Below are 881 nucleotides of genomic sequence, written 5' to 3'. Positions count from 1 at the left end.
TTTTGGTTTGTTTGGCTGTTTTCTATTCTCCCAATACGAGATGTATCAGTACCTTCGACGTTTAAGAGCTTAACTTCTGTGTTCGGGATGGGAACAGGTGTATCCTCTTAGCCATTACAGCCATACTTGTTTATTTAATTTTGCCGTTAAGCTCTGAGCTTTCACTGTCGAAACTTGCCATTTGTTTCACAAATGGAGTTTCTTAGCATCTGACCTACGACGCAATCATAGATTGCTGTTAGGTCATGAACTTCTGTGTTCGAGATGGGAACAGGTGTATCCTCTTAGCCATCACAGCCATACTTGTTTACTTTTCTTTCAATATATTTCTGTTTAATACCCTTTCAATTAAAGAGTATATATTTCTGGTCAAGCTTTCGATTTATTAGTATCAGTTAGCTTTGATGTTGCCACCTTTACACCTCTGACCTATCTACGACATTTTCTGTATCGAATCTCTCTTGCATTGCTGCAACAGGAAATCTCATCTTGAGGGGGGCTTCGTGCTTAGATGCCTTCAGCACTTATCCCTTCCAGACTTAGCTATTCAGCATTACCATTGGCATGATAACTGATACACCAGCGGTCTGTCCATCCCGGTCCTCTCGTACTAAGGACAGCTCCTCTCAAATTTCCTACGCCCGCGACGGATAGGGACCGAACTGTCTCACGACGTTCTGAACCCAGCTCGCGTGCCGCTTTAATGGGCGAACAGCCCAACCCTTGGGACCGACTACAGCCCCAGGATGCGACGAGCCGACATCGAGGTGCCAAACCTCCCCGTCGATGTGAACTCTTGGGGGAGATAAGCCTGTTATCCCCGGGGTAGCTTTTATCCGTTGAGCGATGGCCCTTCCATGCGGAACCACCGGATCACTAAG

At 46.2% G+C, this 881-nt stretch carries 2 rRNA genes; both read right to left on the bottom strand.

Features of this window, described 5'->3' with window-relative positions:
- Positions 1-9: 9 nt before the first annotated feature.
- Positions 10-125, bottom strand: a 5S ribosomal RNA gene (gene rrf / locus EII23_RS12085).
- A 240-nt stretch (positions 126-365) separates the two neighbouring features.
- Positions 366-881 (bottom strand): 23S ribosomal RNA (locus tag EII23_RS12080); the annotation flags it as partial.

The organism is Desulfovibrio sp. OH1186_COT-070 (assembly GCF_003860215.1).
Taxonomy (GTDB): domain Bacteria; phylum Desulfobacterota; class Desulfovibrionia; order Desulfovibrionales; family Desulfovibrionaceae; genus Desulfovibrio.
Note: the sequence above shows the minus strand (reverse complement) of the source record. Positions and strands in the feature narration are given on the sequence as shown.